This is a genomic window from Urinicoccus massiliensis, assembly GCF_900120405.1.
GTDB lineage: Bacteria > Bacillota > Clostridia > Tissierellales > Peptoniphilaceae > Urinicoccus > Urinicoccus massiliensis.
On record NZ_LT635493.1, the window covers coordinates 898,552 to 913,598 of the forward strand.

Below are 15,047 nucleotides of genomic sequence, written 5' to 3' on the forward strand. Positions count from 1 at the left end.
ATAAAATGTTAGCAGCAATTCATTATCAAATGGATGGAAAAATCCGTTGGCAAGACCAAATCAACCAAGAAATTAGTGAGAAATTTTTAAATAGACCTATCCGGGGTCTAGATAAGAGGCCCCTGGAAGAGATAGTAGATGGGACCAATATCCATGGCTTTTTGGCCCAGAGGATCCAGGAAGTGGAAGAAACCCTGGCCCAGCTGGTAGAAGAACTAGCAGATAAGGGGCAATTTGAAGAGCTCTTGGTCTTTATGGAGGATAAGGGAAGAAATGAGAATTTAGAAGCCAAGCCCCAGGCAGTCTTTGCCCATATGGCCAACCACTACCTGGATGGGATGCCCTGCGACCGGGTGGTGGAGCTTGTAAGCCAAGAAGAAGATGCCTGGACTTGGATCCTGAGAGAAGATGTTCATGGCCAGTACTGGCAAGATCCAACCAAATACTGGGCCTTAAGAGAAGCCTACCTTCAAGGCTTGGCCCAAGCTGCCTCTTGTGGGGTCCAAATTCAGGGAAGAAAATATGAGGTGAAAAAATGTATGCAATCCAACGATTAGAATTAGAGCACGAAAATATCCTGGCCTTTACTGACTATGCCCAAGACATGGCCCTATCCATGATGGAGGGGGAAGACTTGGACCTGGACCAGCTGAAAAAGATGGTGGCCTTTATCCGGACCTATTGTGACCAGCACCACCACCAAAAAGAGGAGGACTACCTCTTTAAAAGAATGGAGGAAGACCTGGGAGATTTAGCTGTAAAATTAGTCCAACACGGGATGATTGTAGAGCATAATTTGGCCAGGAAGTATGTCATGGAATTAGATGGGGCCATTGACGACTATGGCCAAGACCCCAGCCCCAAAAACCGTCTAGAGATCCTGTCCTACCTCATGGCCTATGTCCACCTTTTGCGGGACCACGCCCAAAAGGAAAACAAGGTGGTCTATCCCTTTGCAGCCAAGCACTTGTCCAAGGAGGCCATGGATTGGGTAGACCAAAAAACCAAGGCTGTGGAAGACCTGGAAGAATCCAAAAAAATCTACCGAGACTTTGAAGAATTTATCCGCTTTAAGCCAGAAGAATCCCAAGATTAGGCCAAGGTTTTTTCTTTTCATTGACCCCTAAGTATGTTAAAGTATACTTAGGTCTTAAGAGAAAAATGAAAGGAGAAGATCGATGCAAGTAGAAAAAATGGATGCTTATTTAAAGCTTAAACCAGTTCTCGATCGTTCCTTTGACCATATAAAAGATTATGAAGAACTTGTTTTAAAAGAAATCGACCCCCAAGACGTGGACCTCTACCTATCCTGTGCCAAGATCTTGGGAGACTGGGTAAACTACACTATGATTAGCTATGTCTTTCGTGGATTTGAAGGCTTTTTATTGGCCTATGGAGAAATTGACTCCCGGGATGCCATTGATGTCTTTTTGGTATCTATAAAAAGGGTGGAAAAGGAGCCAGACTTTAAGGATATCCTCCCCCTCTACCTCACAACCTTCTTTAACCGGATGATGGAACGATTTGAAGAGGCCAAGAGTAGCAAGGAATACCGGTCCATTATCGATGAACTCAAGATGATTGACCAGTTTCATTCCATGGGCCGTTTTGTCTTAAAAACTGTCTTGGAAAATGCCATGACCAACTTCCCCAACCGGCCGGCCCTGCAAAAGGCTGTGGCCCAGGCCCTGGAGGAAGTGGAGGAAGAATCCAGCCCCATGGAAGAATTAATGGAAGAAGCCAGCAAGGGGGACAAGAAGCACTTTTTCAATACCATTGCCAATTGGATTTTACAGGGCCCCCTTTTTATTACCAAGCAGCTGCCCAAGATCAAGGGGCGGAAGTTCAGCCCCCTGTCCCAGGTGGGCCTTTTATATACCAAGGACGACGAAACCTTTATTCCCGTCTTTACCAAGGAAGAAAATGTCCTGACGACTTTTTCTGACGAAATGGGCTATTATGTAGAAGAGGTAGACCCCAAGGAGTTGATTTTAGAGTATGAGCAAAAGGATTTTTTGGACCACCCCATTGTTATCAACCCCTTTAACCAGGCCATCCTCTTAAATGATGAGCTCTATTCCTACCTTTTAGACAAGGTCCATATGGAAAAGAAAGAAAAGGGAGAAAATATCATTGATATTCGGCCCTATATTCATAAAAAGCATGATTAAGGTCCTGGAGATAAAACAAAAAGATCCAAGATGATAGACATCTTGGATCTTTTTTATTGGGCAAAAGTTTAAATAGAGTCCAGAGAAAGACCGATTCCAAAGGCTCCCGGGCCTGTATGGCTGGCAATGCTAGCTGGTAGGGGGTCATAATGGATCCTGACTTGCGGGAAGGCTTCTCGGGCCAGGTCCAACCAGGCTTCTTCCAGGTCCTTAGAAATTCCAAAGCCCGTTAGGCCCAGGCTGAGGTCGTCCAAAGATTCTTGGGAAAACTTCTCCTTTAAATCTTTTTGGATGGCCAAGAGCATCTTCTGTTGAGCACGCTGGATCCGCCCCCGGACCCGTCCATAGGAGTCGATTTTTTCTCCTTGGATGGTTAAAATAGGTTTAATATTTAAAACACTGGCAATAGCTGCAGCTGCTGGAGTTACCCGACCCCCTTTTTTTAAATAGTCCAGGTTATTGACACTGAGGTAGATGGTGGCCCTAAGGGCTTCTTTTTCTAAGTCTTCCTTGATTTCTTGGCCGGTTTTATTTTTATGGGCCAGGGCTAAGGCTTTTAAAACCGAGGCCTTTTGGGTAACGGAAATCCTATGGTTATCCACCACATGGACCCGGCCGGGATAGGATTCTGCCAGGAGTTTGGCAGAGCTACAGGAGCTGCTTAAAGCACTGGACATGGGAATATAGACGACTTGGTCAAAACCCTGCTTAAAGAGGTCCTCCCAGCTTTTTACCAGGTCTCCCAGGGAGGGGTGGCAGGTTGTAACGCACTGGTCGCCTTCCAGGGCTTGGCAGAAATCAGAGTCCGTTAAATTCTTCCCCTGATAGTAGACCTTATCATCAATAATAAGGGGCATGTCCAAAAGAAAGACTCCTCTTTCTTGGGCTTCCTGTGAGGAGATTCCACTATTTGTATCAGTTAGGATTGCAAGCTTCATTGGTTCACACCTTTCGCTTTCCCCTCGATTAAAGGGGAAGATTGATTAATCGTTGGACTTGTTTAAATGATAGGCAAGAGCGAAAGCTCCGGCAGAAATAAGAATTTTAATGACCAATAAGAGAATAAATTGCCAAGAAAGTGGGTCTAAAAGGACATCCCCTAGGAGGGTGTTGGTGATAACTCCGATGGAGCAGCCCAGGAGGGCCGAAGGTAGGTAGACCTTGTAGGCTGTCCGACAGGCACCAAAGTAAAAACTTAAGATGTCACAGGGGAACCAGCCAATAATCCGGATCGTGAAGCTTGCTAAAAATTCATTTTTCTTCTGCATGGCGATAAGCTTTTCTATTTTGGGATAACGGCTCTTTAAATAATCCATCTCCTCTGTCCCAGACCACCGGCCTAAAAGATAGGGGATGGTCAAGCTAATGGATAGACCCAAGTAGCTTACCAGGACAGCTTTTAGGGGAGAAAAAAGAAGTCCGCTGGCCAGGTAAAGGGAGGGCAGGGGGATGATGATGGAGAAGCTCTTGATGGCAAAGAGTAGGAGTAAAATTAGGATAGATGCCAGGGGGTTGTCAGCAGTGGACTTGGTTAGGGAGTCAATGGAGACATTCCCCTTCAAGTGGACCACTAAAACTCCTAGGGCGCAAAGAAAGGAAAAGATGGCTATAAATTGAATTTTTTTAAGTCGTTTGGCTACCTGGTTTTGGGAGGGGTCCAAGGACTCGTCTGGACCTTGCTCTCCCTGGGCCAGGCCTATTTTTTCTTTAATCCTTGATAAAAGTTTTCCCATAGCTTCCTCCTTTGAGCCTAATTTTTTTCTTCTTTGGGGTCTCTTTGGACCAGGTCTGTAGCCATGGTATAGAGGTTTTCCATTCTTGCATCAATGATGGAACTTATTTTTGCACATTCCACCAACTCTTCTTCAATGAAATCAGACTGAGGCAGGTCTTTTTTATAGCGAATTTTATGTTCCAGACTGGCCCAGCAATCCATAGATATGGTTCGAAACTGAATCTCTACCTTCATCATCTTTTTGGTATCGTGGAGGTAGATGGGGATTTCAATAATAAGGTGGAGACTACGGTAGCCATTGGCCTTGGGGTGTTTAATGTAGTCTTTTTTTTCAATTAAGTGGATGTCATCTTGTTTTAATAGAGAGTTGGCCAAGGCATAGATGTCCGAAGGAAAAGAGCAGATAATCCGGACTCCGGCAATGTCATTTAAGTTTTCCTCAATGCTTTCCACTGTCAAAGGAAAGCCCTTACGAATCATTTTTTCCCGGATACTCTCGGGGGACTTCAACCGGGTCCGGATGGACTCAATGGGATTCCGGTCATACTGCATGGACAGTTCTTCGCTCAAGACATTGAACTTGGTCTCAACTTCCATAATGGCACAAGTGTAGTAGCTCATGAGTTTTTTATAGGGTTGGACAAATTTTTTAACAATATCTGAGACCTTGTCATATTTCAATTGTTCCACCAGGTGTTTGGAAAATTGGTTATAGATATTTTCTAACTCCATAGGCTTACCTGCTTATCTATTCTCGAAAAGATGGTACTTATTCGGACTTTTCTAGGGAATCCTCTTGACCGTACCAGATTTTATCTGCACAAGGTTTCCAATTTTCTGCATAAGTTTGACACTTTCCACAGAGATGGTCAGCACTTTCGGGAGATTGGAGGTCTGTTGACTTGACCCCAGTTTCCTTGACGATTCTTTGCAGAATTTCTGGATTTTCCAACATGGGGCAGGGTCTTAGGTGGTTTTCATTAAAGGGTTGGTTGTTGTGGTAGGCCATAAAGAGGGGTCTCTTTAAGATTTCTAAAAGAGAATGGTCCCGGATGTTGGAGTCGGAATAGTGGATAAAGACACAGGGTTCGGCGTCTCCATTGGCATTGATATGGAAGTAGTTCCGGCCACCGGCAATACAGCCATTCATGTATTCTCCATCATTTTGGAAGTCGATGGTAAAGAGGCCTTCCCCGTGTTTCAGGTTACGGATTTCCCGGATACGGTTTTTGGTAGCCACCCTTTGTTCTGGGCTAGGTAGAAGGTCCATGGAGGCGTCATTACCTACAGGCATGTAGTGGAAGTAAAGGGCGTAGCGGCATCCCTTGTCTACCATCAATTGAACAAATTCCTTGCTAGTAACGGATTCGCAGTTTTTAGAGCTATAGCAGACGGAAGATCCGAAGATCAAACCATGTTTCTTTAAGAGGTCCATAGCATCCATAACCTTGCCATAAACACCTTGGCCCCGGCGCAAGTCATTGACTTCAGGAGATCCTTCCAAACTAATGGCTAACATGAGGTTACCGACTTTTTTCATTTCTAGACAAAAAGCTTCATCTACTAGGGTTCCGTTGGTAAAGGCCAAGAATTGGCAGTCCTTGTGTTCCTTGCAAAGGCGGATTAAATCGTCCTTGCGAACCAGAGGTTCTCCTCCGGTAAACATGTAGAAAAAGATTCCCAGTTCCTTACCTTGTTTTACCACATTGGACATTTCATCATAGGTCAAGTTCAACTTGTTGCCATATTCAGCAGCCCAGCAACCAGTACAATGAAGATTACAGGCACTGGTGGGGTCCATTAAAATCAACCAAGGAATGTTGCATTGGTGGATTTCTCGCATCTTGTGCATCTTCTTGGTTCCTGAAAGCATGGCTTCAAAACCTAGGTTCAAAACGCTGGTTTTCAAGACATGGGGATCAATTTCGTCCAGGGCCCGGTTTAAAAATTGGTTTAAGGCATCATCTGGATTACGGACCATGGACCGGATTTCGTCATAGTCCATGCTAAATTGTTGGTCATCTTCCATATATTTTTCCATTAAATTAACTAGCTTGACCATTTCTTCTTCCCGGTCTTTTTTGTTGACTTTTTTTAAGACCAGGTCAATTCCAAGACTGGCTGCGGTTCTAGTCGAAAAGTGTGTTAAATTTCCCATTTTCTATCCCTCCAAATGGTTGTTACTGTACTTTGTACGACAAATAGGTTTAAAATTCCATCAATAATTAAGTTTAATCCAATGAGCATGACCAGGGCAGTACGACCTGTATAGGGTCTTAAGAAGAGAATGACCCCAATGACCCCTGTGATCAAGGCCATTAATAGGATAACCCACCAGGATTGGACGCCGATTTTTCTGGCATCCAGGGCTGTCTGGATCCTAAGTAGGGCATCAAAGACGATAAATAAGCCAATGCCAATAATTAAAAGGTCGATAAAGCGAGTGGTCCAAAAAAACATGACAAAGCCAATCAAGCTGGAGATGATGCCCATGGCAAAATCAAATTGAAAGGCTAGTTGGAGCAAGTCCCTGGAAAAGTAGCCGAATAACTTGACAATCCCGAATAAAAGTAAGAGGATGCCACAAATTCGACAAAAGACATCAGCAGCCATGGTGGGCTTGGCTAAAAATACAATTCCCAAGACAATCAAACTCAGTGAAAAAAGACTGTAAATCTCCTTTAAAACTTTTAGATTCTTCATAAATTCACCTCTTTCTCAAATATCCAGGAAGTCTTGGAAGCTAGGTGTTTTCCTCCATCTTTCTTGCCCATTTGGTAGAGCTTTAAGAGCTGGTCGTGGTCCTGGGTCAGGGTCTTTAGGCTACCTGTGTCCTCAGGAGCGATAAGGATGGCTCTACCTTCTTTTTCCAGGGTCAAAAGCTCTTTTAGACTCTGGTTATAAAGCTGGGCCCTATGGGCCAAGGCCTTGGCAGACTGGGGATAAGTTCTCCTTAAGAGCCGGACAAACTTTCGGTCCTTTTGGGGATCTCTAAAGAAGTCCTTGGGCTTGGTTAAAATGACAATGAGTTTGTCACAACCCCAGTCCAGGGCCCTTTTATAGGGAAGGGGGTCACTGAGGCCTCCATCAAAGTAAGGGATGCCATGGATGGGGTAGGGCCGGCAGAGGATGGGAACACAAGATGAGGCCTTGAGGGGCTCATAGTGGTCTTGGGCCAGGTCTTTTTTGGAAAAATAGACAGGCTTTCCAGTTAGGGCGTTGGTGGCTACAATTTCAAAGACCATGGGGTTGGCCATCAAGGCTGGATAGTCCAGAGGATATTCTCCACCTAGCTCACTCAGGGTGGAATAGATATAGTCCAGGTTGATATAGGAAGCTGACCTTATAAAATTTTTAAGGCCCATGTAACTTTTTCGAAAGGCATAGTCATTATAAAAGACCAGGTTTCGTCCGGCTTGGCCTGCCAAGAAGGATGCTCCATTGGCAGATCCGGCGGACACACCGATGAAATAGTCTCCACTGATACCAGCCTCCAGGCAATAGTCCAAGACTCCGGCCCCGTAAATTCCCCGGGTGCCACCTCCCATATCCACAAATCCTAAAATCATCTCTCACTCCTTCAGTCTACTGTCAAAACTTGGGGGCTTTTAAAATTTAAAGTCCCTCTAAGTCTAGTATAGGAAAAGAGAGAAGGTTTTCCTACAGACAAAAAGAAAGAAGTGTTCGAATTTCGAACACTTCTTTCTTTTTGTCTGTATTTTATTTAGCTAATCTTCTTCCAAGGGGTGGCCTTGGACATAGGCTTGGATCATTTCATGGATAGTTGCCTCAAAAGACTGGGAGAAAGTCCGCATGAGTCCATCTTTTTGGCCGGGCATCCGGCCCTCAATCCAGCGGAGGGTGGACCCGATAATGGCATCGGTATAAAACCCGGTAATATAGGCCTTGCCCTTTTGAGAAAGACCCTGGCCTTGGGCCGCCTGGTCTACAAAGTTTCCGATAAAGTAGCTTGTGGCCGATTCAAGATAGCGGTTAATGACATCCTGACTCTTGGAGTGGTAGATGTGCATAATGGCCCTGTCGTGCTCTAGGAAAAAATTCACCGTCCGGAGGCATTCCTGGTAAAAGGTATTTTCTGGCTTGGCCTCACTACGAAAAGTTTTGGATTCTTCTTGGAAGACGTGCTCCAATAAGTCATAGATATCTTGGAAGTAATAGTAGAAGGTATTGCGGTTTACTTGGGCAGATTCAATAATATCCTTGACAGTAATCTTATCCAAGGATTTTTCTTGCAAGAGTTCTAGAAAGGAATCAACAATTGCTTGTTCAGTTAGTCTAGCCATCTTCACCACCCAAAATCAATCACATATTTTTAAAGTTACTCCTTTGTTCTTATTATAGCTAGAGATTCTAAATTTTTCAAGAAAGGGCTTTTGAGGCCAGGACTTGGAAAAGAAGCCTGAAAAGAAAAAGAAGAATATCCTTGGAGGGTTTTTTGTAGTATGATAGAGAAGAAGGGGGGGTATTTATGGACTTAGTAAGTGCCATGCAAGCAAGGCATTCCGTTCGAAAATATACAGACCAAGCCATTGAACCTGACCAGGCCCAGTTGCTAGAGGCCAGGATGGAAGAAATCAACCAGCAAGAGGGTTTAAATTTTCGTTTAATTTTAGGAGAGGACCAATTTTTTCAAAGGAGAATCCCCAGTTTTGGAAATTTTGAAAATGTCAAAAACTATTTTGTCCTGGCTGGAAAAAAAGACCTGGACCCCCAAAAAGTAGGCTATTGGGGAGAAGATTTAGTTCTTTATGCCCAGAGCCTGGGCTTAAACACCTGTTGGGTGGGCTTTGCCAAGTTCTTTTATAAGGACCTGGTCCTGGATCCAGGACAAAAAGTTTTTTGCCTTATCAGTTTGGGCTATGGCCAAGACCAAGGCAAGAGTCGACCCTCCAAGAGCTTGGAAGATGTGGCCCGGGGACCGGCGCCCTATCCAGAGTGGTTTATCCAAGGAGTCCAGGGCGCTCTTTTGGCTCCAACAGCTATGAACCAGCAAAAATTTACCATCCACTATCATCCTGATGGGGAGGTGGACTTTAAGGCTGGCCGGGGATTTTTTGCCAAGCTGGACCTGGGAATTGTAAAATATCATTTTGACTTAGTGACAAAAGATAGGGGGTGTCAAAAGAAATGAAAAAATGCCTCGTTTTAGTAAATCCAGCTTCTGGGGATGGAAAGAGCATGGAATCCATACCTAAACTAGAAAAGAGATTGGAAGAAGACTTTGATCAAGTGGAAATTATTGAAACCAAAGAAGAGGGCCAGGGGGAAAAGTTGGCCCAAAAGGCCTGTCGGGAAAAAGTCCATAGCCTCTTTGTTATAGGTGGAGATGGAACCATTCATGAAATTGTCAATGGTCTGGCAGAAGAAGACCACCGGCCTATTTTGGGCCTTCTACCTGGAGGCACCAACAATACCTACTACCGGCTTATAGGAGAAAATCGGGACCTAGCCGCAGCTATTGATGATATTGATCTTAAGACTACGACAGAGGTGGACTTGGGCCAATGTAATGACAGGTTTTTTATCTACTACACCTGCTTTGGTCGGCTAATTGACGCCACCACCTCTACTGATGGAGAAGAAAAAGAAAGGCTGGGGCCCATGGCCTATGTAAAAAATATCTTTAAGGCCCTGCCAGAGGACGAAAGCCACCAAATCAAGCTAGTCAGTGATGGAGGAAACTACCAGGGCCCTGCCAGCCATGTCTATGCCTTTTTAGTGGCCCAAATGGGAAATTTAAATTTTTCAGAAATTTCCAGCTCTCTTAGCAGTGGAAAGCTCTATGTCTTTATTTTGACCAATGCCAAGACCGCATCCAAGCTAACAGCCCTGAAAGATATGGTCATGGGACAATTGGACAAAAATGAAGACATCCAGGCCATTACCTGTAGTCAGCTAAGCATTGAAGAGCTAAGGGGAGAGTCAGTGGACTTGGACATGGATGGAGAAATGGAAGCCAAATTACCAGCTCAGATAAGGGTTCTTCCCAAGCACATTCGGATTTACTTGCCCAAAGAAAAGGACTAGGCTAAGGTTAGGATTGGAAAAAGAGAAAACAAGAAAAGGAGGGAGGATTTGCCAAAAGCAAATCCTGAGCATGAGATATGAAGGAAATTCTTCTTGCATACTTTTCCCGAAGTGGAGTGACAAAAAAACTTTCAGAGGACTTGGCAAAAGTCCTGGATGCTGAAATTTATCAAGTTAGGCCCCTTAAGGCTTACCCCCTGGAAGAGGACGAATGTATCCAAGTGGCTGAGAGAGAAAAAGCAGAGGAGGCCCGGCCTGGCCTGGCTGGTCCGCTACCAGAAGTTCGTGGCCTGAAGAAGTTGGTTCTAGGGCTTCCCAATTGGAACGATACTTGTCCCAGGTGCCTGCTAAGTTTTTTGGAGGCTCTGGACCTATCTGGGGTAGAAGTCTACCCCTTTGTGACTTCCGAAGGCAGCGGGCCGGATGGCGTCAATGAGGACTTGCAAGAACAAGTTAAAAGAACAGCTAAACTACATAAGGCGGCCAATGGAGATCAAATGTCAGTAGAAGACCTGGCGGCCTGGGTAAGAGGAGGAAAACTTGACTAGCGCTATTTTGTATTTGGGAACCTGTATGGCTTTTTACATCTTGGCCATTCCCTTAAGAAAGTTTAAAGAGAAGATGAAGTGGCTGGGACCGGCCCAAACGGTAACGGTTTTGTGCTTGGTCCTTACCATGGGACTCAGGCTGGGGGCCAATGATGAGGTGGTAAACAACCTGGACTCCTATGGCCTTTATGCCCTGGTGATTACCATCTTTACCATTGCCTTTTCTATTGTTTCTGTCGCCATAGCCAGACGGGCCATGGGGATTGACCAGTACGGTCTCATGAAAAATGAGAGGGTGGACCTGGAAATGGAAGAAGAGCTAGAAGTTATTGAAGAGGAAGTAGCAGAAGAGGAAAAGGGCGGCTTTGACCGGATGACTCTTTGGATCCTCTTGGCTGTGGCCCTGGGTTTGGCCCTGGGCTACTTCTTGGTCCGTCCCCAGTTCAACTATGAAAACTTTGAAAGAGGGGCCGGCCTGGCCATTACCATTGAACTCTTGATCCTCTTGGTCTTTGTGGGTTTGGACCTGGGTCTTGCAGGAGATGTCATTAGCAATATCAAAAGCGTAGGCGTCCGGGTCTTGGTTATCCCCCTGGTGATTGAAGTGGGGACCCTGGTAGGGGCGGCCATTTGTGGCCTCTTCTTGCCCATTTCCCTCCGGGAGAGCCTGGCCATTGGAGCCGGTTTTGGTTGGTATTCCCTAGGAGCTGGCCTCTTAATGGATGCCGGATTAATGACAGCCGGGGCCATTTCTTTTATGCACAATGTTATGCGGGAGTTGGTTTCCATTATTATTACGCCAACAGTTGCCAAAAAAATAGGTTTTGTAGAAGCCGTGGCAGCTCCGGGAGCAACGGGAATGGATGTCTGCCTTCCCATTATTACCCGGTCCACCAGTGGAAATATAGCCGTCTATTCCTTTGTATCCGGCTTTATCATTTCCATGTCCGTCCCCCTTGTTGTTCCTTTGTTTATTTAAAAAAACGGCCAGGGAGCGCGCTTGATTTTAGTCAAGAGCCTCCCTGGCCCTTTAAGTTAAAGACAAATCTTGACAAAATAGGTCAAGTCTAATATACTATTAAGCAACTTATAAAAAGAATATAGAAAATTATCAAGAGTGGTGGAGGGACTGGCCCTAAGAAACCCGGCAACCTGCAATATGCGTGGTGCCAATTCCAGCGGAAAGACCGATAGATGATTGAGCAATCTCTCCATATCGGGGAGTTTTTTTATTTATTATAGAAAGGACAAAGAATGATTGAAGTTAGTCATTTAGTGAAAGAATTTTCCAATGATGGGAAGGTCTTTCGAGCAGTGGATGATGTCAGCTTCCAAGTGAAAAAAGGGGAGATCTATGGCATTATCGGCCTGTCCGGAGCCGGGAAGTCCACCCTGGTTCGGTGCCTGAACCGCTTAGAAGAACCCACATCGGGAAAAATCTTCATTGACGGAGTAGACATGGTGGCTCTGAGCAAAAAAGAGCTTTTAAATCAAAGAAAGGATATAGGGATGATCTTCCAACACTTCAACCTATTCCTGCAAAAGACGGTTTACGACAACATTGCCTACCCCCTGGAAATTCAAAAGTGGCCCAAGGAAAAAATCCAGGCTAGGGTGGAAGAACTCCTGGATTTTATTGACCTCAAGGACAAGAGGGGGGTCTATCCCTCTTCCCTGTCCGGGGGGCAAAAACAAAGAGTGGCCATAGCCAGAGCCCTGGCCACCAGTCCAAAAATCCTCCTAAGCGATGAAGGGACCTCAGCCCTGGACCCCATCAACACCCGGATGGTAGTAGAAACCTTGAAAAAAACAGTCAAGGACCTAAATACCACCATCATCATGATTACCCACCAAATGGAGGTGGCCAAGGATATTTGCGACCGGATTGCCGTAATGGAAAATGGGAAAATCATTGAAGAAAATACTGTGGAAGAACTCTTCCGGGCTCCCAAGACCAAGCAAACCCAAAAATTTATTTCCTCTTTAAGAGAAAGCGACAACCCCGACCAAAATATTGACCTGACCAAGTACAAGGGCCGGGTCCTCCGCCTGTCCTATGACGACCAGACAGTGGACCAACCCATCTTGTCCCGCTGTATCAAGGACTACCAGGTGGATGTCAACTTGCTTTCAGGCAATATGAACCGCTTGGATGTCAAGGATTTTGGCTATATGATTGTGGAAGTTTTAGGCTCGGACCAACAAGTTGACCAGGCCCTGGCCTTTATGAAAGAAAAAGGAGTCTATGTGGAGGTGCTTAAATGATTGAAAAATTTACATCCATCGTTTTACCGTCCATTCCAGACACCCTCTACATGGTCTTTTTTTCCTCCCTCTTTTCCATGTTGATTGGAATTCCCCTGGCCCTGATTTTAATCGTGACAAGACCCGGGGGCCTAAACCCAAAACCCAAGGGCTACCAGGTCCTGGACACCATCATCAACACCCTGCGGTCCTTTCCCTTTGTGATTTTGATCATGGTAGTCTACCCCCTGTCCCGGCTCTTAATTGGCAAAAGCATTGGCCCTACAGCGGCCATTGTCCCCCTAACGGTGGCAGCCATTCCCTTTGTAGCCCGGATTATGGAAGGGGTCTTCCTGGAAGTGGACGAAGGCTTGGTAGAAGCTGCCAGGGCCATGGGGTCCACCAATGGGCAAATCCTCACCAAGGTCATCCTGCCTGAAAGTTTGCCCTCCATCATCAATTCCATGACCATGACTATTATCAACATCATCGGCTATTCAGCCATGGCCGGGATGTTGGGAGCCGGAGGGCTGGGAGAAATCGCCACCCGCTACGGCCACTACCGCAACCAATTGGACATCCTCTGGATGAGCGTAATCTGCATCATCATCATTGTCCAAGTGGTCCAGTGGATTGGTAACCGACTTACAAATACAACAAATAAAAAGTAAAGGAGAACGACATGAAAAAAATGAAAAAATTTATTTTAGCTAGCCTACTTTCCTGCCTAGTTCTTTTAAGTGCTTGTGGACAAAAAGCAAGCCCGGACCAAGGAGCAGGAGACAATAAAATCCGCCTAGGGGTCAGTCCTGTACCCCACGAAGAAATCATCAAGGCCCTGGAACCTGAATTTAAAAAGGCCGGCCTGGATGTAGAAGTAACCACCTTTGATGACTATGTAATGCCCAACCTGGCCTTGGACCAAGGAGACCTGGATGCCAACTTCTTCCAACACGCTCCCTACCTGGATGACTTCATCAAGGAAAGAGGCGTCAAGTTGGTCAACCTGGGAGCCGTTCACTTGGAACCCATTGGTTTTTACTCCGCCAAGTACAAGTCTGTAGATGAACTAAAAGATGGCGATGAAATCTTAATCCCCAACGATGCCACCAATGGTGGTCGGGCTTTAATCCTCTTAGAAAAAGCAGGAGTTATCAAGCTAAATGACCCCAGCAACCTGGCTGTAACGGAAAAAGATATTACAGAAAATCCCAAGAACTTGAAATTCACAGCCCTGGATGCACCAAGCATTCCCAGGTCCTATAAGGAAGTAGCGGGAGCTGTCATCAACTCCAACTATGCCTTGGGAGCTGGTTTAGACCCAACCAAGGACAGCCTTTTGACAGAAGACAAGGATTCTCCCTACGCCAACATTATTGCCGTTCGCCAAGGGGAAGAAGGCCAAGAAAAATTCAAGAAATTTATGGAAGTGTTGCATTCAGATGCCTGCCGTAAATTTATTGAAGACACCTACAAGGGCGCTGTAGTCCCAGCATTTTAAATAAAGATAAGGAAAGACTATGGAAAAATCCATAGTCTTTTTTTGTGGGAAATAGGCAGGTTAAAGAAAGTTTGCTATAATGATTTTAAAGGATAGGAGGAATCATAGATGGATACAGTGCCTGGAACCGGCTACAAGATTGCCCAGGGCCCTGGGGCCTTTTCATATAGCATTGACAGCTTGTTTTTAACTTATTTTGCCCGGGCCAAGGGGCGGGTTTTGGACCTGGGTTGCGGGCCGGGAATCTTGTATTTTCGCAGTCTCAATCCGGACCTCAAATCCTACACAGGCCTGGACATCAACCCCCAAGCCCTGGACTATTTTCGGGAGAGCCTGGCCTATAACGGCCTGGGCCGGGAGGTTCGTTTGGAAGAAAAATCCCTGGAAGACTTTCATGAACCCGGGGCCTATGAGACGGTTTTATGCAACCCTCCCTACTATCAAAACTACTTAAGAACGGAAAATTCAGAAAAAAACCAGGCCAAGCATGAAGGCAATCTGGGTCTCAGGGACTTTATTTTAAAGGGGGCCCAAAGTTTGAGACCCCTGGGGTCTCTCTACCTGGTCCTGCCGGCGGACCGGCTGGTGGATGCCATGGTTTTTTGCCGCCAGGGAGGGGCAGAACCCAAGAGGCTACAATTTTTATCCAAGAAAAGTCAGGGCCAGGCCCATTGGTTTTGCCTAGAGGCTAGGAAAAATGCCAAGCCCCACTTGAGGGTGGACCCGGATTTAAACCTCCAAGACCACCGGGACCTAATCTACAGTGGCCCCCGGAATTTGTGATAAAATAAGAGGGAAAG

General features: G+C 45.7%; 18 protein-coding genes and 1 riboswitch. Of the genes, 11 read left to right on the plus strand and 7 right to left on the minus strand.

Annotated features, from left to right (window positions below):
* Positions 1–5: 5 nt before the first annotated feature.
* From BQ7400_RS08835 to BQ7400_RS08845, 3 genes are all read left to right on the plus strand, one after another.
* Positions 6–557: a hypothetical protein gene (locus BQ7400_RS08835; RefSeq protein WP_034437651.1), complete on the plus strand. Its 552-nt coding sequence runs from the start codon at positions 6–8 to the stop codon at positions 555–557.
* Complete coding sequence (locus BQ7400_RS08840; protein WP_072470212.1) at positions 536–1,096, plus strand: hemerythrin domain-containing protein; 561 nt, start codon at positions 536–538, stop codon at positions 1,094–1,096. Before BQ7400_RS08835 ends, BQ7400_RS08840 begins: the two co-directional genes overlap by 22 nt.
* Before the next feature lie 82 nt (positions 1,097–1,178).
* Entirely contained in the window at positions 1,179–2,171 is a 993-nt protein-coding gene (locus BQ7400_RS08845) for a hypothetical protein (RefSeq protein ID WP_034437649.1), read from the plus strand.
* 68 nt (positions 2,172–2,239) lie between these two features.
* Here BQ7400_RS08845 and BQ7400_RS08850 read toward each other — a convergent pair whose 3' ends face one another.
* The 7 genes from BQ7400_RS08850 to BQ7400_RS08880 all read right to left on the minus strand — a co-directional run bounded on the left by BQ7400_RS08850 (position 2,240) and on the right by BQ7400_RS08880 (position 8,210).
* Positions 2,240–3,109: a DegV family protein gene (locus tag BQ7400_RS08850; protein ID WP_034437647.1), complete on the minus strand. Its 870-nt coding sequence runs from the start codon at positions 3,107–3,109 to the stop codon at positions 2,240–2,242.
* A 45-nt stretch (positions 3,110–3,154) separates the two neighbouring features.
* Positions 3,155–3,904 carry a TVP38/TMEM64 family protein gene (locus tag BQ7400_RS08855; protein ID WP_034437645.1) on the minus strand — a complete coding sequence of 250 codons (750 nt, stop codon included), beginning with the start codon at positions 3,902–3,904 and terminating at the stop codon, positions 3,155–3,157.
* 17 nt (positions 3,905–3,921) lie between these two features.
* Positions 3,922–4,638, minus strand: coding sequence for a GTP pyrophosphokinase (locus tag BQ7400_RS08860; RefSeq protein WP_072470213.1), 717 nt, complete (start codon positions 4,636–4,638; stop codon positions 3,922–3,924).
* Between the two features lie 37 nt (positions 4,639–4,675).
* A complete protein-coding gene (locus BQ7400_RS08865) occupies positions 4,676–6,064 on the minus strand; it encodes a radical SAM/SPASM domain-containing protein (RefSeq protein ID WP_072470214.1) in 1,389 nt (462 codons plus the stop codon).
* Positions 6,052–6,609, minus strand: coding sequence for an HdeD family acid-resistance protein (locus BQ7400_RS08870; protein ID WP_034437642.1), 558 nt, complete (start codon positions 6,607–6,609; stop codon positions 6,052–6,054). Before BQ7400_RS08870 ends, BQ7400_RS08865 begins: the two co-directional genes overlap by 13 nt.
* On the minus strand, positions 6,606–7,475 hold the full coding sequence (locus tag BQ7400_RS08875) for a patatin-like phospholipase family protein (protein ID WP_072470215.1): 870 nt from the start codon (positions 7,473–7,475) through the stop codon (positions 6,606–6,608). Before BQ7400_RS08875 ends, BQ7400_RS08870 begins: the two co-directional genes overlap by 4 nt.
* A gap of 159 nt (positions 7,476–7,634) precedes the next feature.
* Positions 7,635–8,210 (minus strand): TetR/AcrR family transcriptional regulator C-terminal domain-containing protein, encoded by a 576-nt coding sequence (locus BQ7400_RS08880; RefSeq protein WP_052098737.1) that lies wholly within the window; start codon positions 8,208–8,210, stop codon positions 7,635–7,637.
* Between the two features lie 185 nt (positions 8,211–8,395).
* Here BQ7400_RS08880 and BQ7400_RS08885 point away from each other — a divergent pair, with 185 nt between their 5' ends.
* The 8 genes from BQ7400_RS08885 to BQ7400_RS08920 all read left to right on the plus strand — a co-directional run bounded on the left by BQ7400_RS08885 (position 8,396) and on the right by BQ7400_RS08920 (position 15,030).
* On the plus strand, positions 8,396–9,058 hold the full coding sequence (locus BQ7400_RS08885) for a nitroreductase family protein (protein ID WP_072470216.1): 663 nt from the start codon (positions 8,396–8,398) through the stop codon (positions 9,056–9,058).
* Positions 9,055–9,954, plus strand: coding sequence for a diacylglycerol/lipid kinase family protein (locus BQ7400_RS08890; protein ID WP_072470217.1), 900 nt, complete (start codon positions 9,055–9,057; stop codon positions 9,952–9,954). The genes BQ7400_RS08885 and BQ7400_RS08890 overlap by 4 nt, the downstream gene beginning before the upstream one ends.
* 77 nt (positions 9,955–10,031) lie before the next feature.
* A complete protein-coding gene (locus tag BQ7400_RS08895; RefSeq protein ID WP_072470218.1) occupies positions 10,032–10,502 on the plus strand; it encodes a flavodoxin in 471 nt (156 codons plus the stop codon).
* Entirely contained in the window at positions 10,495–11,481 is a 987-nt protein-coding gene (locus BQ7400_RS08900; protein WP_072470219.1) for a LysO family transporter, read from the plus strand. The genes BQ7400_RS08895 and BQ7400_RS08900 overlap by 8 nt, the downstream gene beginning before the upstream one ends.
* A 126-nt stretch (positions 11,482–11,607) precedes the next feature.
* Positions 11,608–11,703, plus strand: a riboswitch (SAM riboswitch).
* A gap of 53 nt (positions 11,704–11,756) precedes the next feature.
* Positions 11,757–12,767: a methionine ABC transporter ATP-binding protein gene (locus BQ7400_RS08905; RefSeq protein ID WP_072470220.1), complete on the plus strand. Its 1,011-nt coding sequence runs from the start codon at positions 11,757–11,759 to the stop codon at positions 12,765–12,767.
* Complete coding sequence (locus BQ7400_RS08910; protein ID WP_081944143.1) at positions 12,764–13,417, plus strand: methionine ABC transporter permease; 654 nt, start codon at positions 12,764–12,766, stop codon at positions 13,415–13,417. Before BQ7400_RS08905 ends, BQ7400_RS08910 begins: the two co-directional genes overlap by 4 nt.
* A gap of 11 nt (positions 13,418–13,428) precedes the next feature.
* Positions 13,429–14,247 (plus strand): MetQ/NlpA family ABC transporter substrate-binding protein, encoded by an 819-nt coding sequence (locus tag BQ7400_RS08915; protein WP_072470221.1) that lies wholly within the window; start codon positions 13,429–13,431, stop codon positions 14,245–14,247.
* A 108-nt stretch (positions 14,248–14,355) separates the two neighbouring features.
* On the plus strand, positions 14,356–15,030 hold the full coding sequence (locus BQ7400_RS08920; RefSeq protein WP_072470222.1) for a tRNA1(Val) (adenine(37)-N6)-methyltransferase: 675 nt from the start codon (positions 14,356–14,358) through the stop codon (positions 15,028–15,030).
* Positions 15,031–15,047: the final 17 nt, after the last annotated feature.

Bases quoted from the DNA above. Each gene is read 5' to 3' on its own strand.
- BQ7400_RS08835 (WP_034437651.1), top strand. From the start codon at position 6: ATGTTAGCAGCAATTCATTATCAAATGGATGGAAAAATCCGTTGGCAA.
- BQ7400_RS08840 (WP_072470212.1), top strand. From the start codon at position 536: ATGTATGCAATCCAACGATTAGAATTAGAGCACGAAAATATCCTGGCC.
- BQ7400_RS08845 (WP_034437649.1), top strand. From the start codon at position 1,179: ATGCAAGTAGAAAAAATGGATGCTTATTTAAAGCTTAAACCAGTTCTC.
- BQ7400_RS08850 (WP_034437647.1), bottom strand. From the start codon at position 3,109: ATGAAGCTTGCAATCCTAACTGATACAAATAGTGGAATCTCCTCACAG.
- BQ7400_RS08855 (WP_034437645.1), bottom strand. From the start codon at position 3,904: ATGGGAAAACTTTTATCAAGGATTAAAGAAAAAATAGGCCTGGCCCAG.
- BQ7400_RS08860 (WP_072470213.1), bottom strand. From the start codon at position 4,638: ATGGAGTTAGAAAATATCTATAACCAATTTTCCAAACACCTGGTGGAA.
- BQ7400_RS08865 (WP_072470214.1), bottom strand. From the start codon at position 6,064: ATGGGAAATTTAACACACTTTTCGACTAGAACCGCAGCCAGTCTTGGA.
- BQ7400_RS08870 (WP_034437642.1), bottom strand. From the start codon at position 6,609: ATGAAGAATCTAAAAGTTTTAAAGGAGATTTACAGTCTTTTTTCACTG.
- BQ7400_RS08875 (WP_072470215.1), bottom strand. From the start codon at position 7,475: ATGATTTTAGGATTTGTGGATATGGGAGGTGGCACCCGGGGAATTTAC.
- BQ7400_RS08880 (WP_052098737.1), bottom strand. From the start codon at position 8,210: ATGGCTAGACTAACTGAACAAGCAATTGTTGATTCCTTTCTAGAACTC.
- BQ7400_RS08885 (WP_072470216.1), top strand. From the start codon at position 8,396: ATGGACTTAGTAAGTGCCATGCAAGCAAGGCATTCCGTTCGAAAATAT.
- BQ7400_RS08890 (WP_072470217.1), top strand. From the start codon at position 9,055: ATGAAAAAATGCCTCGTTTTAGTAAATCCAGCTTCTGGGGATGGAAAG.
- BQ7400_RS08895 (WP_072470218.1), top strand. From the start codon at position 10,032: ATGAAGGAAATTCTTCTTGCATACTTTTCCCGAAGTGGAGTGACAAAA.
- BQ7400_RS08905 (WP_072470220.1), top strand. From the start codon at position 11,757: ATGATTGAAGTTAGTCATTTAGTGAAAGAATTTTCCAATGATGGGAAG.
- BQ7400_RS08910 (WP_081944143.1), top strand. From the start codon at position 12,764: ATGATTGAAAAATTTACATCCATCGTTTTACCGTCCATTCCAGACACC.
- BQ7400_RS08915 (WP_072470221.1), top strand. From the start codon at position 13,429: ATGAAAAAAATGAAAAAATTTATTTTAGCTAGCCTACTTTCCTGCCTA.
- BQ7400_RS08920 (WP_072470222.1), top strand. From the start codon at position 14,356: ATGGATACAGTGCCTGGAACCGGCTACAAGATTGCCCAGGGCCCTGGG.